15 protein-coding genes and 1 pseudogene are annotated in these 22171 nt (G+C 71.0%); 10 read left to right on the top strand and 6 right to left on the bottom strand.

The annotated features are described in order from the left end of the window. The first annotated feature begins 32 nt into the window (after positions 1 to 32). Both groL and ABZT18_RS06090 read left to right on the top strand, forming a co-directional pair. Positions 33 to 1667: a chaperonin GroEL gene (gene groL / locus ABZT18_RS06095; RefSeq protein WP_354995089.1), complete on the top strand. Its 1635-nt coding sequence runs from the start codon at positions 33 to 35 to the stop codon at positions 1665 to 1667. Positions 1668 to 2566: 899 nt separating this feature from the next. Next, positions 2567 to 3634, top strand: a pseudogene (locus ABZT18_RS06090) (molybdopterin-dependent oxidoreductase); the annotation flags it as partial. A gap of 488 nt (positions 3635 to 4122) precedes the next feature. Here the strand turns inward: ABZT18_RS06090 and ABZT18_RS06085 are convergent. Both ABZT18_RS06085 and ABZT18_RS06080 read right to left on the bottom strand, forming a co-directional pair. Beyond that, on the bottom strand, positions 4123 to 4671 hold the full coding sequence (locus ABZT18_RS06085) for a hypothetical protein (RefSeq protein WP_354995090.1): 549 nt from the start codon (positions 4669 to 4671) through the stop codon (positions 4123 to 4125). A gap of 1131 nt (positions 4672 to 5802) precedes the next feature. Then, positions 5803 to 6186 (bottom strand): WhiB family transcriptional regulator, encoded by a 384-nt coding sequence (locus ABZT18_RS06080; protein ID WP_354995091.1) that lies wholly within the window; start codon positions 6184 to 6186, stop codon positions 5803 to 5805. 252 nt (positions 6187 to 6438) lie between these two features. Between ABZT18_RS06080 and ABZT18_RS06075 the strand changes: the two genes are divergently transcribed. After that, entirely contained in the window at positions 6439 to 7257 is an 819-nt protein-coding gene (locus ABZT18_RS06075) for a response regulator transcription factor (protein ID WP_354995092.1), read from the top strand. A 25-nt stretch (positions 7258 to 7282) separates the two neighbouring features. Here the strand turns inward: ABZT18_RS06075 and ABZT18_RS06070 are convergent, their stop codons facing one another. Next, positions 7283 to 7699: a DUF5319 domain-containing protein gene (locus tag ABZT18_RS06070; protein WP_354995093.1), complete on the bottom strand. Its 417-nt coding sequence runs from the start codon at positions 7697 to 7699 to the stop codon at positions 7283 to 7285. 185 nt (positions 7700 to 7884) lie between these two features. Here ABZT18_RS06070 and guaB point away from each other — a divergent pair, with 185 nt between their 5' ends. Further along, on the top strand, positions 7885 to 9447 hold the full coding sequence (gene guaB / locus ABZT18_RS06065; RefSeq protein WP_354995094.1) for an IMP dehydrogenase: 1563 nt from the start codon (positions 7885 to 7887) through the stop codon (positions 9445 to 9447). Between the two features lie 36 nt (positions 9448 to 9483). After that, positions 9484 to 10602 (top strand): GuaB3 family IMP dehydrogenase-related protein, encoded by a 1119-nt coding sequence (locus tag ABZT18_RS06060; RefSeq protein WP_354995095.1) that lies wholly within the window; start codon positions 9484 to 9486, stop codon positions 10600 to 10602. Positions 10603 to 10674: 72 nt separating this feature from the next. Here ABZT18_RS06060 and ABZT18_RS06055 read toward each other — a convergent pair whose 3' ends face one another. Continuing rightward, positions 10675 to 11790 carry a sugar phosphate isomerase/epimerase gene (locus ABZT18_RS06055; RefSeq protein ID WP_354995096.1) on the bottom strand — a complete coding sequence of 372 codons (1116 nt, stop codon included), beginning with the start codon at positions 11788 to 11790 and terminating at the stop codon, positions 10675 to 10677. Between the two features lie 211 nt (positions 11791 to 12001). On the opposite strand from ABZT18_RS06055, the gene ABZT18_RS06050 reads away from it, so the two are divergent. Both ABZT18_RS06050 and ABZT18_RS06045 read left to right on the top strand, forming a co-directional pair. Beyond that, entirely contained in the window at positions 12002 to 13420 is a 1419-nt protein-coding gene (locus tag ABZT18_RS06050; RefSeq protein ID WP_354995097.1) for a M1 family metallopeptidase, read from the top strand. 110 nt (positions 13421 to 13530) lie between these two features. After that, positions 13531 to 14988 (top strand): M1 family metallopeptidase, encoded by a 1458-nt coding sequence (locus tag ABZT18_RS06045; protein WP_354995098.1) that lies wholly within the window; start codon positions 13531 to 13533, stop codon positions 14986 to 14988. 168 nt (positions 14989 to 15156) lie between these two features. Here ABZT18_RS06045 and ABZT18_RS06040 read toward each other — a convergent pair whose 3' ends face one another. Continuing rightward, complete coding sequence (locus ABZT18_RS06040; RefSeq protein WP_354995099.1) at positions 15157 to 16284, bottom strand: LCP family protein; 1128 nt, start codon at positions 16282 to 16284, stop codon at positions 15157 to 15159. Between the two features lie 145 nt (positions 16285 to 16429). Here ABZT18_RS06040 and ABZT18_RS06035 point away from each other — a divergent pair, with 145 nt between their 5' ends. Both ABZT18_RS06035 and guaA read left to right on the top strand, forming a co-directional pair. After that, positions 16430 to 18127 (top strand): GMC family oxidoreductase, encoded by a 1698-nt coding sequence (locus ABZT18_RS06035; RefSeq protein WP_354995100.1) that lies wholly within the window; start codon positions 16430 to 16432, stop codon positions 18125 to 18127. Between the two features lie 146 nt (positions 18128 to 18273). Continuing rightward, complete coding sequence (gene guaA, locus ABZT18_RS06030; RefSeq protein WP_354995101.1) at positions 18274 to 19830, top strand: glutamine-hydrolyzing GMP synthase; 1557 nt, start codon at positions 18274 to 18276, stop codon at positions 19828 to 19830. A 78-nt stretch (positions 19831 to 19908) separates the two neighbouring features. Here guaA and ABZT18_RS06025 read toward each other — a convergent pair whose 3' ends face one another. Next, positions 19909 to 20193: a PspC domain-containing protein gene (locus ABZT18_RS06025; RefSeq protein WP_354995102.1), complete on the bottom strand. Its 285-nt coding sequence runs from the start codon at positions 20191 to 20193 to the stop codon at positions 19909 to 19911. A gap of 143 nt (positions 20194 to 20336) precedes the next feature. Here ABZT18_RS06025 and ABZT18_RS06020 point away from each other — a divergent pair, with 143 nt between their 5' ends. Beyond that, entirely contained in the window at positions 20337 to 21287 is a 951-nt protein-coding gene (locus ABZT18_RS06020) for an NUDIX domain-containing protein (RefSeq protein ID WP_354995103.1), read from the top strand. Positions 21288 to 22171: the final 884 nt, after the last annotated feature.

The raw sequence follows: 22171 nt of genomic DNA, 5'->3' as shown, positions 1-22171 counted from the left end.
GGCCGGGGCAATGGCGCTTCGAAGGGACATACATGGCGAAGATCCTGAGCTTCTCGGACGACGCCCGGCACCTGCTGGAGCACGGTGTCAACGCCCTCGCGGATGTGGTCAAGGTCACCCTCGGCCCGCGCGGGCGCAACGTCGTTCTGGACAAGAAATTCGGTGCGCCCACGATCACCAACGATGGTGTGACCATCGCCAAGGAGATCGAGCTCACCAACCCGTACGAGAACCTTGGCGCGCAGCTGGTCAAGGAGGTGGCGACCAAGACCAACGACGTCGCCGGCGACGGGACCACCACCGCGACCGTGCTGGCCCAGGCGATGGTTCGTGAGGGTCTGCGCAACGTCACCGCCGGCACCAACCCGGCCGGCATCAAGCGGGGCATCGACGCGGCGGCCGTCAAGGTCTCCGAGGCGCTGCTCGGCCGTGCCGCAGAGGTCACCACCAAGGAGTCGATCGCGAACGTGGCGACGATCTCCGCGCAGGACGCCACGATCGGTGATCTGATCGCCGAGGCGATGGAGCGGGTCGGCCGCGACGGTGTCATCACCGTCGAGGAGGGCACCATGCTCACCACCGAGCTGGAGGTGACCGAGGGTCTCCAGTTCGACAAGGGCTTCATCTCGCCGAACTTCGTCACCGACCTGGAGGGTCAGGAGTCCGTCCTTGAGGACGCGTACATCCTGGTCACCACCCAGAAGATCTCGGCGATCGAGGAGCTGCTGCCGCTGCTCGAGAAGGTCCTGCAGAACAGCAAGCCCCTGCTGATCATCGCCGAGGACGTGGACGGCCAGGCGCTCTCCACCCTGGTGGTCAACTCGCTGCGCAAGACCCTCAAGGTCTGCGCGGTCAAGGCTCCGGGCTTCGGTGACCGGCGCAAGGCGATGCTCCAGGACATTGCGATCTCCACGGGCGCCGAGCTGGTCGCCCCGGAGCTGGGCTACAAGATCGACCAGGTCGGCCTGGAGGTGCTCGGCACCGCCCGGCGCGTCGTGGTCGACAAGGAGAACACCACGATCGTCGACGGCGGCGGCCAGAAGTCCGACGTCGCCGACCGGGTGTCCCAGATCCGCAAGGAGATCGAGGCCTCCGACTCCGACTGGGACCGGGAGAAGCTGGCCGAGCGGCTGGCGAAGCTCTCCGGTGGCATCGCCGTGATCAAGGCGGGTGCGGCGACCGAGGTCGAGATGAAGGAGCGCAAGCACCGCATCGAGGACGCCATCGCGGCGACCAAGGCTGCGGTCGAGGAGGGCACCGTGCCCGGCGGCGGCGCCGCCCTGGTGCAGATCCGCTCGGTCCTCGACGACGACCTGGGCTTCACCGGTGACGAGAAGGTCGGCGTCTCGGTCGTGCGCAAGTCGCTCGTCGAGCCGCTGCGCTGGATCGCTCAGAACGCCGGTCACGACGGCTACGTCGTGACCCAGAAGGTCGCCGACATGCAGTGGGGCAACGGCCTCGACGCCGCCACCGGCGAGTACGTCGACCTGGTCAAGGCCGGCATCATCGACCCGGTGAAGGTGACCCGCAACGCGGTCACCAACGCCGCCTCGATCGCCGGTCTGCTGCTCACCACGGAGAGCCTCGTGGTGGAGAAGCCGGAGAAGGCCGAGCCGGCCGCCGCAGGCGGGCACGGCCACGGCCACCAGCACGGCCCGGGCTTCTGACCCGGTAGCGACACCCGTCCCGGGGCGCACCGCCGTATGGCGGTGTGCCCCGGCTCGTCTTGCGGGTCATCACCGGGCGCTGACGCTGACGCTGACGCTGACGTCGGCGTCGGCGTCGGCGTTGGCGACTGGGCGCGATGATCGCGCACACTGGGCCGATGAGCACCACGTCACGGCGGTACGCCGCGCTGGCCGGAGTGACCGCCGCCGCCGTCGCGATCGGGATCGCCGAACCGGTGGCAGTGCTGACCGGCCCCCGGTCGGCGCCCCTGGTCGCGGTCGGCGGGGTTGTCGTCGACGCCGTCCCCGAATCGCTGAAGCAGTTCGCCATCGACCTCTTCGGCACCGCCGACAAGATCGCGCTGCTGGTCGGCACGGCCCTGCTGCTCGGAGGGTTCGCCGCGCTGCTCGGTGTGCTGGCGGTCCGCCGGCTGGCACTCGGCCTGGCCGGCATCGCCGCGTTCGGCGCCGTCGGCGTGGCCGCCGCGCTGACCCGTTCCGGTGCGGACGTCGCCGACGCACTGCCGTCGCTGGTCGGCGCCGGTCTCGGCGCCCTGGTGCTCTGGTTGTTCATCGCCGGTCCGTTCGAGCTGGACCCCTGGTCCTGGTCCCCACCAACGCCTCCCGCAGCGCCGGTGTCGTCGTCCGGTTCACCGGCTGGTTCGTCGCCTGGTTCGTCGCCTGGTTCGTCGCCTGGTTCGTCGGCCGGGTCGTCGCCCGGTTCGTCGGCTGGTTCGTCGGTTGGCCCGTTGCCCGGTTCGTCGGCTGGTTCGTCGGCTGGTTCGTCGGCCCGGGAGGAGCTGCCAGTGCCGGTGACTCCCGCCGCGCCGGTGCCGGTGAGCCCGGCCGAGCCGCCGTCGGCGGCGGCTGAGCCGAGGGCGCCGGCGCCGGAGGTCGACCCGGAGTCGCGGCGGCGGTTCCTCACCGGCAGCGGGGTGCTGCTCGGCACGGCCGTGGTGGCCGGCCTCGGCGGGCGCTGGCTGGCCGGTCGGCGCGGAGTGTCCGCCGCCCGGGACGCGATCCGGCTGCCCGCGCCGGTCGCCCCCGCACCGGCTCTGCCGGCGGGCGCGGACCTCTCGCTGACACAGCTCGCGCCCTACGTCACCCCGAACTTCGGTTTCTACCGGATCGACACCGCACTGGTGGTGCCGCAGGTGGACCCGGACACCTGGCGGCTGCGGATCCACGGGCGGGTCGGCACCGAGCGCACCTACACCTACGCCGACCTGCTGGCCCGGCCGCTGGTCGAGCGGTACGTCACGCTGGCCTGCGTCTCCAACGAGGTGGGCGGGGACCTGATCGGCAACGCCCGCTGGCTCGGCGTACCCCTGCGAGAGTTACTCGACGAGGTCGAGCCGGACGAGGACGCCGACCAGGTCGTCGGCCGGTCGGTCGACGGCTGGACCTGCGGCACCCCCACCGCCGCACTGCGCGACGGGCGGGACGCGTTGTTGGCGGTCGGCATGAACGGCGAGCCGCTGCCGGTCGAGCACGGCTTCCCGGTCCGGATGGTGGTGCCCGGCCTCTACGGCTACGTGTCGGCCTGCAAGTGGGTGACCGAGCTGGAGCTGACCCGGTTCGCCGACTTCGACGCGTACTGGGTGCCGCGCGGCTGGTCCGTCGAAGGGCCGATCAAGACCCAGTCGCGGATCGACACGCCCCGGGGACGCAATCGGCTGACCACCGGTCCGGTGACCGTCGCGGGCGTGGCCTGGGCGCAGCACCGGGGCATCCGCCAGGTCGAGGTCCGCGTCGACGGCGGCGAGTGGCAGCAGGCGGAGCTGGCCCCGACCGTGTCGGTGGACACCTGGGTGCAGTGGTCCTGGCGCTGGGACGCCACGCCCGGCGAGCACCGGCTCCAGGTCCGGGCGACCGACGCGACCGGCGAAACCCAGACCGAGCGTAAGCAGGACGTCGTCCCGGACGGTGCCACCGGCTGGCACACGGTCACTGTCACCGTCCGCTGACGCTCGCATGCGACGGACGGTCGCCCGCCGCCCGCCCGCCGCTGGGCCGTTCAACTGATCAGCGGTCCCTCCGTGGAGATCGGACAGTTTCCGTCAGCAGCTAACGGAGATGTCCAAGGTCTGCGGCTAGGCGCCAGTTGGGGCAAGGTCATCCGCCTCCCGCACCAGCCGGCGCGTCGCTCGCAGCGCGTTCGCGCACCCGCCAGTGCGTCGTTCGCAGCGCGTCCCGGCACCGGGCCAGCGCGTCGCTTCCAGCGTGTTCGCGCGCCCCGGACAACGGCCGGCGCCCCGGGACAGTGCGTCGCGCTCGCAGCGCGTTCGCACCCCGGCCAGCGCGTCGCTTACAGCGCGTCCCCCTACCGGACCGTGCGTCGCGCGCACCACCAACCTGAGCGGGGTGTGCAGGGCGTGGAAACGCCGCTGGCCGGCATCCCCCGGGTTGGGGATGCCGGCCAGCGGTCCAGGTCATGCGGTGGCGTGTGTGGGGGTCAGCTGTTCCAGTGCTGGGCGACCAGGTCGGTGGCCTGCTGCTCCCACTGCGCGTACGCGTCCGGGTACGCCGAGACCTGCACCGTCTGCGCGGCGTCGGTCAGGGGCATGTCCTGCCACCCGTCGACCTGCTTCAGGCCCTTCAGGAATGCGGCCGTCGAGTAGGCCGGGTCGGTGATCTGCTCCGGCGTACCCCACCCGCTGGTCGGGCGCTGCTGGAACAGGCCCAACGAGTCGTGGTCGTTGGCGTCGCCGAGGTGGCCCAGGTTCTCCAGCTTCGACTCCTGCAGGCTCGTGGCGATGGAGATGACCGCGGCCCGCTCCGGCAGACCAGCCTTCTTCGTGGCGGCGATGATGGCCTTGACGTTGGCGCTCTGCTCGTCGTTCAGGGTGATGTGGGACTGGTCGCCCTGCGGCTTCACCGTCTGCACCGCGACGGGCTTGCCGTCGACCGGGTTGGCGTGGGCGGCGATCGGACCGGCGAAGACACCACCGGCGAACGCGAGACCAGCAACAGACAGCACGCTCTTACGAATGATCGTGTTCATGAGAGTTAGCTCCTTCGGGGGTAAGGACACCCAGCCGCCAAACGGGGGGACGGCGTGCCGGGTGTGAGCACCTCGTCCGGGCGCATCACGTACAAGGGGAAAAGTTTTTGGGGTCGGCGCCTTCGGCCGGGGGCGGCGTGGGGCGCCGGGGTCGGCGGCCTACGGGCGGAGGGCTCGTGGCGCCGGGTCCAGGTGTAACGACCGGGGGGCCGGGGTCATTCCGGGGGTGGCCCATCCGTCGGCACCCTCGTGGAGGCGGTGGCCGAGCGGTCGTTCGTGGGGACTGTAACGACCGGGCGGGGCCTGGCATTCCAACCCCGAGGGGTCGGCGCTCAAACCCGAGGGGTCGGCGCTCAAACCCGAGGAGTGGGCGCTCCCACCCGGGGTCGGCGTTCCAACCCTGAGGCGCGGGGTGGCGGGCCGGTGGTCCTGCGATCGTCAGGGTATGTAACGACCCCGGGCCCGCCATGATTCCAGGCCGCGGGTGCGACCGGTCACAGCCCGGAGGCCCTGCAAACCGGGACATTCGACGCGTAATCGTGCACGCTGCCGGCGGCACGGCGTTCGCCTGACGCATGGTCAACTCCAGATCGCCGACATTGGGGCATCACCCGCCCCGGACACCGCGACATCCCCGACACCGAGTCGATCACCTCGGAAGGCCGCCTGCCGTGATCGCGTGCCGGAGGTGGCCGTCGTGACCGCATTGCCGCGGGGTGCCTGCCGCGACCGATGCGAGGGGCCGCCTGCCTGGGCCGCCTGCCTGGGGTGCCTGCCGCCCCCGCACGCCGGAGGCGTCCGCTGCGACCGCACGCCGGAGGGTGCCTGCCGCCCCCCGCACACTTCGAGTGGGACGTCGGATCTGCCCAGAAATATCCGGTGAGCCTTGTCGCTCTGAGCCCGCGCAACACCACCCCGTCAGATACCCGGACAGCCGGCCGTGCCGGCGGGGAGGGGGCAGCAAACGCCCAGGGGCGGCGATCCACTCCAGATTGGCGATGTTGGGGTATCCGGCCCGACGCGATACCCCGATATCGGCGATCTGGTGTGATCGTCTGTTCGCGCTTGGCAGACGTGAAACCGCGCCTCCGAGTCGGGGGCGCGGTTTCGCGAATGTAGGGGAGTGTCGGGTCAGGCGACGTTGCGTTGGGCCGGAACGGTCGACTTGTGCGGGCGGCCCAGTCGGGCTTCCAGTCGTGCGACGTCGACTCGGGCGTGCCGGCGGTCGGCCAGGTCCTCCCAGCCGACGGCGAGCAGCCGCAGCCGCTCCGACTCGCTGAAGCCACCCCACACGCCGTACGGCTCGCGGACCGACAAGGCGTGTGCGGCGCACTCGGCCCGGACCGGGCAGGCGCGGCAGACGGCCTTGGCGGCGGACTCGCGGCGCAGCCGGGACGACCCGCGCTCACCGTCGGGGTGGAAGAACTGAGCGCTGTCCCGCCCTCGGCAGGCACCGAGCCGCTGCCAGTCCCAGAGATCGACGATGGGTCCGGGCAGTCTACGTACGTTCGACATCAGCACCCCTCCTCCCGCGCGGCTCCGCGAGAATCCTTGTGGCCGGCATCCGGGCGGCGGGCCGCGCAGGCGCACCGTTCCCGGCCTGGATCTCCGGTACCCGGGCCGTCGGCGACTCACACATCTGTGATCGAAAACGTCATCGAAATTGCCGGTTTTGCCCTATCTGTCGGAAAAGTTCGAAGGATTGCCCGGAACCCCCTCCCCAGCCGACCCCGTCATGGTCTGCTCGTTGGCGGAGAGGAGACCACAGTGCGTACCGTTCTTGTGTGCGTTCGGACACCACTCGCGGCGCAGCACCTTACTTCTGCTGCCGCGCGACTGGGGTTGTCCGCGATCGTCCGTACCGCCGTCTCCGATCCTGAGGTGATGCTGCGGTTGGCCGAGCGACCGGCCGACGTTGTGCTGGCCGACACGGCCCTCACCCGTCCGGACAGCGCCGGCTTCGTCCGTCGGGTGCTGGCCCGCGCGCCGCAGGCCGCGGTGCTGCTGCTCGGCACCGAGGAGTCCGAGGCCGCCGCGGCCACCATCAGTGCCGGAGCCCGGGGTCTCATCCAGAATGTCGACCAGGACCTGACCAGCGCAGTGGCCAAGGCTCTGCTGCTGCTCACCGCGCCTGGTCGGGCTTCCCGCCAACGGATCACCGATCCGGCCCGGGACGCCGCGGCGGTCGGTGGTTCCGGTCGTTCCGGGCCGTCGCCGCGTGGCTCCGGCGAGCCCGGTTGGACGGGCACGCCCGGCGAGGCACCGGCGGGTGTGCCGTCGGTGCCGGTGCAGCGGGGTGACGACGAGGCCGAGTCGGCGAACGGCGAGTCGGCGGCCGACCAGACCGACGTGGCCCGGCCCGCCCCGAACACCCGGCCCGTCCGGGCGTCGGTCGGGCTCACCGAGCGCGAGCTTCAGGTGCTGCTCGGCATGGCTGAGGGCAAGAGCAACGCGGAGATCGGCCGGGAGTTGTTCGTCTCGGAGGACACCGTCAAGACGCACGCCCGCCGGTTGTTCCGCAAGCTCGGTGCCCGGGACCGGGCGCACGCGGTGGCGGCTGGCTTCCGCGCCGGCCTGGTCGCCTGAGGCACGCGCCGCGCGCCGCCGTCACCTACGTGGCGGTCGGGGCGTCCGGCTCGTCCTCGGTGCCTTCGGTCAGGGTGTCGTGCACCCCGTCGGCGTACCCACGGGCGTAGTCCCAGGTCACGTAGTGGTCCGGGTCGGGGTCGTAGGCGGGCTCGTGGACCCGGGGCCGACCCGAGTTGAGCAGGTGCCGCAGGTTGCCCCGGAGCAGATCCCAGTCGAAGTAGTGCGGCTCCCGGCAGTCCTCGCATTCGATCACCAGCCCGCGGACCCCGATCGGGGCCAGCAGTGCCTGGTAGATCTCCAGGTCGGCGAGGTCTTCCAGCACGTCCTGCCGCTCGACGTCGGTCAGCGGATCCGGCGTCGCGTCGTCGCCCGGGTCGTCCAGACCCGCGGTCGGATCGGCCGGGTCGCCGTTGAACGGGTCGATGGGCTCGTCGTGCACCCCCTCACCGTAGACCCAACGCGGCGCGGACGTCCGCCCCCCGGCCTCTCGCCGGGCCGGCCCGCCACGGACAGGTCGCCCAGCTCACTGGGTACGATGAGACGACGTGCTTGCATCGTGGCGCGCTCCGGTGCCCGCCCGCGCCACCTCGCTGAAGCCCATCCGAGCAGCTCAGGGGAGCAATCGTGGAAAATTCGCCCAACAACGAGCTTCTGGCCGGCGTCGAGCACGCCGACCTGGGCGGCCACCTGCCCGAGCTGCCGGCCGGCTCTGCCCGGGTGGTTCCACTCGGTCTGACCTTCGATGACGTGCTGCTGCAGCCGGGCGAGTCGGACGTGGTGCCCAGCCGGGTCAACACCCGGACGAAGCTCACCCGCAACGTCGAGCTGTCCATTCCGCTGCTGTCCAGCGCTATGGACACCGTGACCGAGGCGCGGATGGCGATCGCCATGGCCCGCCAAGGCGGCATCGGCGTGCTGCACCGCAACCTCTCCATGGAGGACCAGGCGCTCCAGGTCGACCTCGTCAAGCGCTCCGAGTCCGGCATGATCACCAACCCGGTGACCGCCCGCCCGGACGACACGCTGCGTGAGGTCGACGAGTTGTGCGGGCGTTACCGCATCTCCGGCGTGCCGGTGGTGGACGGCGACGGCCAGTTGGTCGGCATCGTCACCAACCGGGACATGCGTTTCGTCTCCGAGCCGGACACGCCGGTCCGCGAGATCATGACCCATACCCCGCTGATCACGGCCCGGGTCGGGGTGAGCAAGGACGACGCACTGGCGCTGCTGCGCCAGCACAAGGTCGAGAAGCTACCGATCGTCGACGAGTCGGGCCGGCTGCGCGGCCTGATCACCGTCAAGGACTTCACCAAGAGCGAGCAGTACCCGGACGCCAGCAAGGACGACGCCGGCCGGCTCCGGGTCGCCGCTGCCATCGGCGTTGGTGAGGACTCCTACAAGCGGGCCCGTGCCCTGGTCGACGCGGGCGTCGACGTGCTGATCGTGGACACCGCACACGGCCACCAGCGGGCCGTGCTGGACATGGTCCGCCGGCTCAAGTCCGACGTCACGATCGACATCATGGGCGGCAACGTGGCCACGTACGCCGGCGCGAAGGCGCTGGTCGACGCCGGCGCCGACGGCGTCAAGGTGGGCGTGGGGCCGGGAGCGATCTGCACCACCCGGATCGTCGCCGGGGTCGGCGTGCCGCAGGTGACCGCGATCATGGAGGCGGCCCGGGCCGCCCGCCCGGCGGGTGTGCCGGTGATCGGTGACGGCGGCATCCAATACTCGGGCGACATCGCCAAGGCCCTGGTGGCCGGTGCCGACACGGTGATGCTCGGCAGCCTGCTGGCCGGTTGCGAGGAGAGCCCCGGCGAGCTGATCTTCGTCAACGGCAAGCAGTACAAGGCGTACCGCGGGATGGGCTCGCTGGGCGCAATGCAGTCCCGGGGCCAGGCCAAGTCGTACAGCAAGGACCGCTACTTCCAGCAGGACGTGCTCAGCGACGACAAGCTGGTCCCGGAGGGCGTGGAGGGTCAGGTTCCCTACCGGGGGCCGCTCTCCCGCGTGGCCCACCAGCTGGTCGGCGGGCTGCGGCTCGCGATGGGGTACGCCGGTGCGGAGAACATCCCCGATCTGCACCGCCGGGGCCAGCTCATCCGGATCACCGCGGCCGGGCTGAAGGAGAGCCACCCGCACGACATCCAGATGACCGTCGAGGCGCCCAACTACCACACCCGCTGACCTCCCCCACCACCCCCGAAGACACCTGGAGTTTCCATGCGTGACGTGGTCGAGATTGGGCTGGGCAAGACAGCGCAGCGCGGCTACCACCTGGACGACATCGCCATCGTGCCGAGCCGCCGGACCCGGGACGTCGACGACGTCTCGACCTCCTGGCAGCTCGACGCGTACCCGTTCGGCATTCCGTGCGTCGGCCACCCCTCCGACGCCACCATGAGCCCGTCGTCGGCGGTGCGTCTCGGTGAGCTCGGCGGCCTCGGCGTGCTCAACGTCGAGGGGCTCTGGACCCGCTATGAGAACCCGACCAAGGTGCTGGAGGAGTTGGCCGGCCTCGGTGAGGACGCCCGCGCCACCAAGCGGCTCCAGGAGGTGTACGCCGAGCCGATCCGCCCGGACCTGATCGCCGAGCGGGTTCGTGAACTGCGGGCCGGCGGCGGCACGGTGGCGGTGCGGGTCTCCCCGCAGCACACCCTGGCGTTGGCCCCGGTGATCCTGGACGCCGGGGTGGACATCCTGGTCATCCAGGGCACCATCGTCTCGGCCGAGCACGTGTCGACCACCGACGAGCCGCTGAACCTCAAGGAGTTCATCGCCGACCTCGACCTGCCGGTGATCGTCGGCGGCTGCACGGACTACAAGACGGCGCTGCACCTGATGCGCACCGGCGCGGCCGGTGTGATCGTGGGCATCGGCGGCGACGAGTGGTCGACCACCGAGTCGGTGCTGGGCATCCGGGTGCCGATGGCCACCGCGATCGCCGACGCCGCGGCGGCCCGCCGTGACTACCTCGACGAGACCGGCGGCCGGTACGTGCACCTGATCGCCGACGGCGACATCCAGACGTCGGGCGACATCGCCAAGGCGCTCGGCTGTGGCGCAGACGCGGTGATGCTCGGTGAGCCGCTGTCGCTCTGTGAGGAGGCGCCCGCCGGTGGTGCCTGGTGGCACTCGGCGGCGAGCCACCCGTCGCTGCCCCGGGGTGCTTTCGAGGTCGCCGGTGAGCCACTCGGGTCGATGGAGCAGCTGCTCTTCGGCCCGGCGGACGAGGCCGACGGTCAGCTCAACCTGTTCGGTGGGCTGCGTCGGGCGATGGCCAAGTGTGGCTACCGCGACCTGAAGGAGTTCCAGAAGGTCGGCCTGGTCCTCGACCGCTGACCTGTCCGTCAGACGCCGGAAGGCCGACCCCGCTGTGGTGCGGGGTCGGCCTTCGTCGCGTTCAGCCGGGGGTCACTTCTCGACGTAGATGGTCAGGTCGGACATGTTGCGGTAGCTGGTCGCCGCGAAGTCGAGCGACTGGCTCTTGTTCTCCGCGCCGCCGGGGGCGGTGTCCATCTCCCAGTTGGCGTGGTGGAAGTTCCGCTCGCCGATGGTCTGGAAGAACTGCTGGAAGTTGAGGTCACCCTCGCCCAGCGGGATCATCTGGTAACCGTTGGGAACGCTGGTGTCCCGGTCACCGTCCTTGGCGTGGAAGAGCGGGAACCGGGTGGTCCGGTCGGCCACGGTGAGGATCGGGTCGAAAAGGTCGGTCACTTCTTCGCCGGCCGGGTTGACGTACTTCTGGTGCTTGTAGCGGGCCACGTAGGCCCAGTAGATGTCGAGCTCGAAGAAGACGTACCGCGGGTCGGTGATCTCGAAGAAGTACTCCAGTCGGCGGATGCCGGAGGATCGGGTCTGCCGGCCCTGCGCGTCACGCGGGCCACGGTCGATCAGGAAGCTGTACGCGGTGTCGTGGTTGTGCGTGTAGAGCCGCATGCCCCGGGCCCGGGCCTGCCGGCCCAGCTCGTTCCAGGTGTCCGCGGCGGCGTCCCACTCGGCCTTGTACGCGCTGTTGGTCGGGTCGCTGCCGGTGCCGATGTTCTTCATGCCGAGTTCCTCGGCGATGTCCAGTTGCTGCTGGAAGGTGGCCGCCTGGATCGAGGCGTGGGTGCCGTTGGCGACCAGGCCGTTGTCGTCGAGGATCTTGCGGATCTCGGCCGGGGTGATCTGCCGGCCGAGGATCTCGGTGCTCTGGGTGTAGCCGGCGAACTCGATCTCCTTGTAGCCGATCTCGGCGAGCCGGGCGAGGACGCGCTCGAAGCCGTACGGCACTCCGCTGTCGTCGGGTGCGGCGGTGATCCGGTCCCGGACGCTGTAGAGGATGATGCCGCGGTTCTTCGCCGGGATCAGGGGTTCGACCCGCAGCTTGTTCTTGTCCTTGGGGTTGGCGAGCGCGGGGGTGCCGGTGGCGAGGACCGGCAGGCCGGCCGCGCCGAGCGCTGCGGCGGCGCCGGCGGAGGCGGCGAGCAGGGACCGGCGGCTGAGCCGGCTGGGGGAGGAGGCGGCGGGTGCGGTGTGGTCTGGCATGGTTCCACCTTTCGCGACGGTGGTTGCCGTCGATAACGATCAGCAGAGGTGGAGACAGACACTAACGTTGGTCTAAGCCGAAAGAAAGGATAGATCGACGGTAACTTTTGTTTGTTTGAACGAAAGTAACTGATGATCGTCAATATCGGCCGTGTGTCCGGTGGCGCTGGCTACGCTCGTCCTGACCGGGGATGCCGCAGGAGGAGTGTTCATGGTCCCTACCGGACGGACGCCCACGAGGAACCGGCTGGCCGCCACCGCCACCGCGTTGACCTGCGCGGTCGTGCTGGTCACTGCCGGCTGCACAGGCGACGACGACGGCTTCCGGTCCGGTGCCGCTGACGCGGGCGACCCGTACGTTCCGGGGCGCGGCAACGGCGGCTACGACGTCACGCACTACGGCCTGGACGTCCGCTACGACCCGTCGACCGACCGGCTGACCGGTCGAGCCGCCATCACGGCCACAGCCACCCAGGACCTGTCCCGGTTCAATCTGGACCTCATCGGCCTGGACGTCGGCACGGTGAGCGTGGGCGACGCACGGGCCGACCACCGCCGCGACGACGGCGAACTTGTGGTGACCCCACACGACGGGCTCCCACGCGGTCGGCAGTTCACCGTGACAGTCGACTATGCGGGTGTGCCCACCGCCACCGACGAGGCGCTGGGCAGTGGCGGCTTCCTGCACACCCCCGACGGTGCGGTCGCGCTCGGCCAACCCGACTCGGCCGCCACCTGGTTCCCCGTCAACGACCACCCATCGGACAAGGCCAGCTACGACCTGGCGGTGACCGTTCCGGACGGCCTGGCCGCACTGAGCAACGGGGTGCCCGGGCCGAAGAGCAGCGCCGACGGCTGGACCACCTGGCGCTGGTCGGAGCGCGCCCCGATGGCCAGCTACCTGAGCACGCTGGTGATCGGTGACTACCGCGTGCTGAATGGCAGTCACGCCGGCCGGCCGATGGTCACCGCGGTGGCGGCGAGCCTGCCGGCGACCGGCGGCGCGGCCAGCTCACTGGCCCGCACCGGTGAGATCGTCGACTTCCTCGCCAGCCGGTTCGGCCCGTATCCGTTCGACTCGTACGGCGGGATCGTGGTCGCCGACGACCGGATCGGGTACGCGCTGGAAACCCAGTCCCGGCCCGTCTACGGGCCCGCCTTCTTCACCGACGACCAGCCCAACCCGGGCGTGATCGCGCACGAGTTGGCCCATCAGTGGTTCGGCGACAGCGTGTCGCTCAGCAGATGGAGTGACATCTGGCTCAACGAGGGCTTCGCCAGCTATGCCGAGTGGCTGTGGGAGGAGCACGACGGCGGCCGGACCGCGCAGCGCAACTTCGATCTCCAGTACGCGGCGACCGACTGGTCGCAGCCATCGGTCGAGCCGGGCCGGGAGCGGATGTTCGGCACAGCTGTCTACAAGCGCGGCGCGCTCGCCGTGCACGCGCTGCGCCGGACCGTCGGTGACGACACGTTCTTCCGCATCCTGCGCACCTGGACCACCGAGCGGGCTGCGGGTAACGGGACCACCTCGGACCTCGTCGCGCTGGCCGAGCGGCTGGCGGGTCGACAGCTGCGTCCACTCTTCGACGCCTGGTTGGTGGGCGGGTCGGCGCCCACACTGCCGTGACCGAGCCGCGATCGTCGGTCGATATGCTCCCGCCTGCGACGGCGGGGAGACCCCCGTCTCGCGCGGAGCGGCACACGCCGCCACCGCCACCGTACGGGGGAGGGTTTGGGATGTTGGTGACGCGGCGCAGACTGCGGATGGGTGCCGGTCTGCTGGTGACCGGAGCACTCGCACTGTCCGGGTGCAACTCGACGACGCCTGCGGCGGCGCCGTCATCGAGTGCGTCCCCCACCCCGTCGCGGACGTTCACCGCGGGCGCACAGGGGGTCGGCGACGCCTACTTCCCGAGCTACGGCAACGGCGGCTACGACGTCGGGCGGTACGCGGTCAAGGTGCGCTACGACCCGGCGAAGGACCAGCTGACCGGTACGACCACCGTGCAGGCCACCGCGACGGCCGACCTGTCGACGTTCAACCTCGACCTGGCCGGCCTGACCGTCACCGCGGTCACCGTGGACGGCGCACCGGCAACCCACAGCCGGGAACGGAACGAGCTGGTCATCAAGCCGGCCTCCGGCCTGATCAACGGCAACGGGTTCGTCGCCGAGATCACTTATGCGGGGGTGCCGAAGCCGCTGAAGAACGAGACCCTCGGTGACGGTGGGTTCCTCCACACCGCCGACGGTGCCATCGCGCTGGGTCAGCCCGAGTCGGCGAGCACCTGGTTCCCGGTCAACGACCACCCGTCCGACAAGGCGGCCTACGACTTCGAGATCACCGTCCCGGACGGCCTGACCGCCGTCAGTAACGGGGTTCCCGGCGGCAAGGCCAGCACGGCCGGTTGGACCACCTGGAAGTGGTCGGAGAAGTCGCCGATGGCCAGCTACCTGAGCACGTTGGTGATCGGCAAGTTCCGGATCACCACTGGCCAGCACAAGGGCCGCCCGGTGTACAGCGCGGTCACCACCAAGGTGGCCAAGGGCGCCGCGGACGCGTCGATCGCGCAGACCGTCAAGGTGGCCGACTACCTGGAGAGCGTGTTCGGGCCGTACCCGTTCGACGCGTACGGCGGCGTGGTGGTCTCCGACAGCCGGATCTCCTACGCCCTGGAGACGCAGAGCCGTCCGGTCTACTCCGCCGGCTTCTTCCGGAGCGGCGAGAACACCGAGGTGGTCGCCCACGAGCTGGCGCACCAGTGGTTCGGTGACAGCGTCGCGCTGGCCAAGTGGGAGGACATCTGGCTCAACGAGGGCTTCGCGACGTACGCGGAGTGGCTCTGGGCCGAGCACACCAAGGAATACACCGCCAAGCAGGCGTTCGACATCCGGTACGCCAGGGTGCCCGCCCAGGTGTGGAAGACGCCGCCGGGCAAGCCGGGTGTGAAGGAGCTGTTCAGCGAGTCGGTCTACCAGCGCGGTGGCATGACCCTGCACGCCCTGCGGGTGGCCGTGGGCGACAAGGCGTTCTTCGAGATCGTCAAGACCTGGGCGGCGGAGAAGCGCAACAGCACCGCCACCACGGCCGAGTTCGTGGCCCTCGCCGAGCGCATCTCCGGCAAGCAACTCGACGCCCTCTTCGACGCCTGGCTCTACGGAACCAAAAAGCCCCCAACCCCCAAACCCCTCTAACCCCGGCGTCCCGCGCCCCGCGCCCCGCGTCCCGCGTCCCGCGCCCCGCGCCGTTGATCTAGGGCATATCGCCGCGAGCTGATCTCCCAGAGCAGCGATATGCCCTAGATCAACGGGGAGGGCGGCGGCGGAGGGCGGGGAGGGGCGGCGCGGTGGGGGCGGGGCGGGTCAGGATTTGACGACCAGGGTGGGGTGGGCTGCCAGGTAGGCGTCGGCGCGGCCGGCGCGGAGTTCGGTGATGAACTGGCGGCCGGTGGCGGTGAGCTGTTCGCCGCGGTAGGCGCTGCCCTTGCCGACGCCGGCACCGGGCAGGCCTACCAGCGCGAACCGGTTCTCGGGCACCCCACTCAGGGCGTACGCCACGTCGACGATCCGGCGCCCGCCCACGTAGATCAGCGTGTCGCCCAGTGCGGCGACCACCTGGTCGACGCGCTCCGGTTGCCGAGCCAGCCCTTCGTCCAGGATCTTGCGGGTCAGCGCCCGGATCAGTTGCTGCTGGTGGCGCTGCCGGGCGTAGTCGCCGCCGGGGATGTAGCGCTGCCGCGCGTAGTCCAGCGCCTGCCAGCCGTTGAGATGCCGGTCGCCCTTCTCGTAGACCATCTGTGGCCCCGTGTATCCGCCCGGCGCGCTCTCCCGGTAACGGCCGTCCGGTCGGCGGTGCATCGAGGCGACCCGCTGGTCGACGTAGATGTCCACCCCGCCGAGGGCGTTGACCAGCCGGTCGAACCCGTTGAACGTGAGCACCGCACCGGCGTCGATGCGCAGCCCCGTGTATCCGCTGACCGTGCTGCGCAGCAGCTCGTACCCCTGGGCTGTGCTCGGCTCCTTGGGTTTGCCCGGCACCCGGCTGCCGTAGCTCATCGCGTGGGTGAGCTTGGTCTTGCCGCCCTTGTAGCCGGCCTTCGGGAACGCCGGGATGTCCACCAGCAGGTCGCGGGGGAGTGAGAAGAGGTACGCCCGGCCCAACCCCTTCGGTACGTGCAGCACCAGCACGGCGTCCGAGTGCGGCTCCCATCCGGGCACGCTGACCCGGGTGTCCACGCCGACCAGCAGCAGGTTGAGCGGGCCGGTGATGTTGGCGCCCGGCGGCGGTCCGGACGGGCTGGGGCTGGGGGTGGGCGTGCCGGCCGGTGACGGGCTCGACGAGGCGGCCACCGATCCCGTCCGGTCGGGCGTGCTGTTGCCGGTCAGCCGGGTGATCACCACCGCCCCGGCCGCGATCAGCGCGACGACGGCGAGGGCCGTCAGCCCCAGCACCAGCCACCGTTGGCGCGGCGCCATCGACGCGAGGTTCATGTTGGATTTCCTTCCACCCGTATCCGAACAACGCTCCGACGGGTGCTCCAGGTTGCGGCCCGGAGGCGTCCGGTCGGTTGGCCGGTGCATGATCGCGCGAAAACGGGCGCTGGCGCGAGCGCTACTGACGAGTAATGATGCCTTCATGCGGTATGACGTGGTCGTCATCGGGTCCGGCTTCGGCGGCAGCGTCACCGCGCTCCGGCTGGCCGAGAAGGGCTACTCGGTCGCTGTGCTGGAAGCGGGCCGGCGCTTCGCCGACGACGAGTTTCCGCAGACGTCCTGGCGGGCCCGCCGATTTCTCTGGGCACCGAAGCTGGGCTGCTACGGCATTCAGCGGATCACTCTGCTCCGCCCGGCCGACCGGCGTTCCGGCGGTGGGGTGCTGGTGCTCTCCGGCGCGGGGGTGGGCGGTGGCTCACTGGTCTACGCGAACACCCTCTACGAGCCGCTGCCGGCCTTCTACACCGACCCGCAGTGGCGGGACATCACCGACTGGCGTGACGAGCTGGCCCGCCACTACGACCAGGCGAAGCGGATGCTCGGTGTCACCACGTACCCGGTGAACACCGGCGCGGACCGGGCCATGCGGTCGGTGGCCGAGCGGATGGGGGTGGGGCACACCTTCCACGCCACCCCGGTGGGCGTGCACATCGGCCGCCCCGGCGAGCGGGTCGCCGACCCGTACTTCGGCGGCGCCGGCCCGGAGCGCACCGGCTGCCTGCACTGCGGCTCGTGCATGACCGGCTGCCGGCACGGGGCGAAGAACACGCTGGTCAAGAACTATCTCTGGCTCGCCGAGCGGCTGGGCGCCACGGTGCACCCGCTGACCACGGTGACCGCCGTCGAACCGGCCGCCGACGGCGGGTACGAGGTGCACACCGAGCGCACCGGCAGGTGGCTGCGCAAGGGGCGGCAGGTGATCCACGCCGAACAGGTGGTCTTCGCCGCGGGGTCGCTCGGCACCCAGCGGCTGCTGCACGCGATGAAGGACGATGGCGCGCTGCCTGGGCTCTCGCCCCGCCTCGGCGAGCTGACCCGCACCAACTCGGAGGCCATCCTGGGCGCCTCGGTGCCGCGCCAGCGGGCCAGGGCCGAGGGCCTGGACTTCAGCGAGGGGGTGGCCATCACCAGCTCGTTCCACCCCGACCCGCAGACGCACATCGAGCCGGTCCGCTACGGGCGCGGCTCCAACGCGATGGGGCTGCTCCAGTCGCTGCTGGTCGACGGCGGTCCGCACCGGGTCCGGCGCTGGCTGGGCAGCATCGTGCGGCAGCCGGGGCTGGCAGCCCGGATGGTGTCGGTGCGCGGCTGGTCGGAGCGGACGGTCATCGCCCTGGTGATGCAGTCGCTGGACAACTCGCTGACCACCAGGTGGCGGCGCGGCGCGTTCGGCCGCCGGCTGGTCACCGGCCCGGGCCACGGCACGCCGAGCCCGACCTGGATCCCGGCCGGCAACACCGCGGCGCGGCTGCTCGCCGAGGAGATCGGTGGTACGCCCGGTGGTTCGCTCACCGAGCCGTTCGACATCCCGGTGACGGCGCACATCCTGGGCGGGGCGGCGATCGGGGCCACTCCCGCCGACGGGGTGATCGACCCCTACCACCGGGTGTACGGGCACCTCGGGCTGCACGTCGTCGACGGCGCCGCGGTCTCGGCCAACCTCGGCGTGAACCCGTCCTTGACGATCACCGCGCAGGCGGAACGAGCGATGTCCTTCTGGCCCAACAAGGCCGAGGAGGATCCCCGCCCAGCGCTCGGTACGCCGTACCGACGGCTGGCACCCGTACCCCCGCGCCACCCGGCGGTGCCGGTGGACGCCCCCGCCGCGCTGCGTCCCTGACCCGATCCTCACCTCGGCGATCTTGCGGTTCCGGTCGCCGGTAGGCGGCAGATGCGGCTTTTGGGCGGGCAGTAAGTGCAAGATCGCGGAGGGAGGGGGTCGGGCGGTGCCCGGGGTGGCCGTGACTGTCGGTAGGCTTTGTGCACATGAGCCTGCCTCGCCCCGTCCTCGTGGTGGACTTCGGAGCCCAGTACGCCCAGCTCATCGCCCGCCGGGTCCGCGAGGCGAAGGTCTACTCCGAGATCGTGCCGCACTCGATGCCGATCGCCGAGATGCTGGCGAAGAACCCCGCCGCGATCATCCTCTCCGGCGGCCCAGCCAGCGTCTACGCGCCGAACGCGCCGCAGATCGACGCGGGCGTCTTCACCGCCGAGGTGCCGGTCTTCGGCATCTGCTATGGCTTCCAGGCCATGGCCCAGGCGCTCGGCGGCACCGTCGCGAAGACCGGCAACCGCGAGTACGGCGGCACGCCGCTGCGGCCCCGCCTCCTCGACCCCGGTGTGCTGCTCCGCGACCTGCCGGCGGACCTGCCCGTCTGGATGAGCCACGGCGACGCCGTCACCGAGGCGCCCGAGGGCTTCACGGTGACGGCCGAGTCGGCGGGCGCGCCGGTGGCCGCATTCGAGGACCTGGTCGGGCGTCGGGCCGGCGTGCAGTTCCACCCGGAGGTCGGGCACACCGCGCACGGCCAGGAGATGCTGACCCGCTTCCTGTACGACATCGCGGGCATCGAGCCCACCTGGACGCCCGAGAACATCATCGACGAGCAGGTTGCCCGGATCCGCGCCCAGGTCGGCGACAAGGAGGTCATCTGCGGCCTGTCCGGCGGGGTGGACTCGGCGGTCGCCGCCGCGCTGGTGCACAAGGCGGTCGGTGACCAGCTCACCTGCGTCTTCGTCGACCATGGCCTGCTGCGTGCCGGCGAGGCCGAGCAGGTGGAGAAGGACTACGTGGCCGCCACCGGCATCAAGCTGAAGGTGGTCGACGCGACCGACCGGTTCCTCGGCGCGTTGGCCGGCGTGACCGATCCGGAGCAGAAGCGCAAGATCATTGGCCGGGAGTTCATCCGGGTCTTCGAGGCCGCGGCCCGCGAGATCGCCTCCCACGGCGACGTGGAGTTCCTGGTCCAGGGCACCCTCTACCCGGACGTGGTGGAATCCGGCGGCGGCACCGGTACCGCCAACATCAAGAGCCACCACAACGTCGGCGGCCTGCCGGAGGACCTGAAGTTCGCGCTGGTCGAACCACTGCGCACGCTGTTCAAGGACGAGGTCCGCGCGCTCGGCCTCCAGTTGGGCCTGCCCGAGGCGATGGTCTGGCGGCACCCGTTCCCGGGCCCCGGCCTCGCCATCCGGATCATCGGCGCGGTCGACCAGGAGCGCCTCGACCTGCTCCGCGAGGCCGACCTGATCGCCCGCGAGGAGCTGACCGCCGCCGGCCTGGACCGGGGCGTCTGGCAGTTCCCGGTGGTGCTGCTCGCCGACGTGCGCAGCGTCGGCGTGCAGGGAGACGGGCGCAGCTACGGTCACCCCGTGGTGCTGCGCCCCGTCTCCAGCGAGGACGCGATGACCGCGGACTGGTCACGACTGCCCTACGACGTGGTTGCCCGGATCTCCACCCGGATCACCAACGAGGTGGCCGAGGTGAACCGGGTGGTACTCGACGTGACCAGCAAGCCGCCAGGCACCATCGAGTGGGAGTAACCCCCACCCCCCCCACTCCACCTTCCGCCGATCTAGGGAAAATCGCCGCTAGTTGATCTCCGGTCGCGACAATTTTCCCTAGATCGACGGGGTCGGGGGCGGAGCTTGCGGCGCGACGCCCGCCGCATGTGGCCAGGCGGGCGCGCTGGCGGGCTCTTCGGGCATCAGGAACCACATGATCGGGTACGCGAACAGCGCGAGCCCGCCGGTGAGCAGGCCGCTGACCGCGAAGATCACCCGGACCAGGGTGGGGTCGACGGCGAAGTAGCGGCCGATGCCGCTGGCTACCCCCGCGACCATGCGGTCGGTGGTGGGTCGCCGGAGCTGCTTGTACGGGGCGTGGGGAGCGGCGGTGTATGTCATACCCCCACGGTCCGCGCCGGCGCCCGGCCTGCCCTCGGTGACCGCCCGGATCCTTACCCTGACCAATCCCTGATCGGGGTCAGACAGTCAGGAATCCGACTCTTTTCCGTTCCGGTAACCCGGCCCGGGGAGAATTTGCTTCCGTGACCACCTTGCTGGAGCCGCTCCGCAGGATCGCGGCATACGCAGTTTGTGCTGACTCAGATGGCCGGGTTCTGCTGGTCCGCGCATCGGAGCGCTCCGGCACACCCGGGACGTGGTCGCTGCCCGGCGGGGCGGTCGACCACGGCGAGGACCCGAACCACACGGTCGTCCGCGAAACCGCCGCCGAGACCGGCCTCTCGGTCGCCGTCTCGGGCCTGGCCGACGTCCTCGCCGACATGCGAGCGCTGCCGGAGCGCGGCATCACCATCCACACCGACCGGCTCATCTACCGGGTGGCGGTGCGCGGCGGCACGCTGGCCGATCGGGTCGGCGAGCGTCCCACCGACCTGGCCCGTTGGTACACCCTCGACGAGGCACGTGAGCTGCCGCTGCGCTCGTTCACCGCACGTGCCCTCGGGCTGCCCGCCTCCTCGGCCGACGTGGTGCCCGACGAGGCACCCGAGTTCCCCTCCTTCTACGCCGTGCCCGGCCCGGACGGGCTGCACCGGGCGCAGCGCTTCGCCGCGTACGCGGTGTGCACCGACCCGGCCGGCCGGGTGCTGCTCACCCGGGTCTCCGACGGCTACCCCGGCGCCGGCTGCTGGCACCTGCCCGGCGGCGGCACCGACTACGGCGAGCAGCCCGGCGCGGCCCTGATCCGGGAGTTGGTCGAGGAGACCGGGCAGACCGGCCGCCTGGTCGAGCTGCTCGGGGTGGCCAGCCACCGCGACGCCGCCTCGCTCGGCCCCGAGGGCTACCCGATCGACTGGCACGGGGTGCGCGCCTTCTACCGGGTCGTGGTCGACCAGCCCAACCCGTTGACCGTGGCCGATGTGGGCGGCTCCACCTGCGAGGCCCGCTGGTTCGGCCGCGAGGAGCTGGGCGCCCTCCCCACCCATCACCTCACCGAGGTGACCGCCGAAGCAGTCCAAGCCGCCCAGCTCACCTGACCTCCGCCGCCTCCACCTCGTGCGGTCGCGCGTCCGAGGGGTCGTGGGTTCTCAGCGGTCGTGGGTTCTAGCGGTCTTGCGTCTGGGCGGTCGCGCGTCCCCCGGCGGTTGTGCGGGCGTCGTGGGTCCGGGCGTGCGCCTCTGGCGGTTGTGTGGGCGGTCGTGGGTCCGGGCAGTGGTGCGGTCGTGCGCCTCCGGCGGTTGTGCGGGCGGCCGTCGGTCCGGGCGGTGGTGCGGTCGCGTGCCTCTGGCGGTTGTGCGGGCGGTCGTGCGTCTCCGGCGGTCGTGGGTCCCGGTGCCGTGCGATCGTGCGGGCGGTGGGCCGGTCGTGCTGGCGGTGGGGCGGTCGTGCGCCTCCGGCGGCCGAGGGCCGTGGGTCCGGGCGGTTGCGCAGCGATCTGGAGTCCGCTGGGGTGCGATCGGCGGGAACGAGCTCGCGGAAGAGCGGTGCGCCCGCCTGACCGACTCCTTATCGCCGACATCGCGGTATCCCAGCGCCGGGATACCGCAACATCGGCGACACGGAGTCGATCACCGTCCGACTCGCCCCCACCAGCGGGGATGGGCCTGTGCAGAACGGACTAAAAGATCAAACGGACGCCCGCGCATCGCTGTTGGGTGAGGGCGAGCAGTGCAGCCCCCGCGCCACCTTGTCCGGCTGGTCGCCCGGCACGCGGGTCAGGGACGCGCCGGGGTGAAGTGCCGGGGGCATGCCGCAGTGGCGTACCGCCGGTCCCGCCAAGCGCCAAGCACCAAGCGCCACCCCCCACCGCCCAACCCCTCCCCGGCCCTCCCAGCCCCATCTCCGTGTTGATCATGAAGTTATTGTCAGGACACGCCGAGATGGACGGCGATAACTTCATGATCGACGGGGCGGTCGGTGG

This window comes from Micromonospora sp. NPDC005291, assembly GCF_040607415.1.
GTDB lineage: Bacteria > Actinomycetota > Actinomycetes > Mycobacteriales > Micromonosporaceae > Micromonospora.
This window is presented reverse-complemented; position numbering and strand designations above follow the sequence as displayed.

Bases quoted from the DNA above. Each gene is read 5' to 3' on its own strand.
- groL (WP_354995089.1), top strand. From the start codon at position 33: ATGGCGAAGATCCTGAGCTTCTCGGACGACGCCCGGCACCTGCTGGAG.
- ABZT18_RS06085 (WP_354995090.1), bottom strand. From the start codon at position 4,671: ATGAACACGATCATTCGTAAGAGCGTGCTGTCTGTTGCTGGTCTCGCG.
- ABZT18_RS06080 (WP_354995091.1), bottom strand. From the start codon at position 6,186: ATGTCGAACGTACGTAGACTGCCCGGACCCATCGTCGATCTCTGGGAC.
- ABZT18_RS06060 (WP_354995095.1), top strand. From the start codon at position 9,484: ATGCGTGACGTGGTCGAGATTGGGCTGGGCAAGACAGCGCAGCGCGGC.
- ABZT18_RS06055 (WP_354995096.1), bottom strand. From the start codon at position 11,790: ATGCCAGACCACACCGCACCCGCCGCCTCCTCCCCCAGCCGGCTCAGC.
- ABZT18_RS06050 (WP_354995097.1), top strand. From the start codon at position 12,002: ATGGTCCCTACCGGACGGACGCCCACGAGGAACCGGCTGGCCGCCACC.
- ABZT18_RS06045 (WP_354995098.1), top strand. From the start codon at position 13,531: ATGTTGGTGACGCGGCGCAGACTGCGGATGGGTGCCGGTCTGCTGGTG.
- ABZT18_RS06040 (WP_354995099.1), bottom strand. From the start codon at position 16,284: ATGAACCTCGCGTCGATGGCGCCGCGCCAACGGTGGCTGGTGCTGGGG.
- ABZT18_RS06035 (WP_354995100.1), top strand. From the start codon at position 16,430: ATGCGGTATGACGTGGTCGTCATCGGGTCCGGCTTCGGCGGCAGCGTC.
- guaA (WP_354995101.1), top strand. From the start codon at position 18,274: ATGAGCCTGCCTCGCCCCGTCCTCGTGGTGGACTTCGGAGCCCAGTAC.
- ABZT18_RS06025 (WP_354995102.1), bottom strand. From the start codon at position 20,193: ATGACATACACCGCCGCTCCCCACGCCCCGTACAAGCAGCTCCGGCGA.